We start from the raw sequence: 247 nt of genomic DNA on the forward strand, positions 1-247 counted from the left end.
CACATCATGAGATCAACATTAGTTATTTTAGAACGCTGAAATGACCTTTGTGGATTCAAAGCTCCAGAATATTCTGTCTTCATCAAGGATGAGTTCTTCACCTCCGGAGGTGGACGTCTTGAACACTCCTACCTTTTGAACCTTTAGACCTCCATCAGGGAGCCACACCCAGTTCAGGACATCCATGTTCGGTGAAGCATTATTTCCATTCTCATCATATGATACTTGCTCCCCAGATGATCTGGTG

At 43.7% G+C, this 247-nt stretch carries 1 protein-coding gene; it reads right to left on the reverse strand.

What is annotated here, in order from left to right:
* Positions 1 to 27 precede the first annotated feature (27 nt).
* The coding region (locus tag IEQ44_RS17410; RefSeq protein WP_227487696.1) for a hypothetical protein at positions 28 to 247 on the reverse strand (220 nt) is incomplete at its 5' end.

It is taken from the genome of Nocardioides malaquae (genome assembly GCF_015070385.1).
Taxonomy (GTDB): domain Bacteria; phylum Actinomycetota; class Actinomycetes; order Propionibacteriales; family Nocardioidaceae; genus Nocardioides; species Nocardioides malaquae.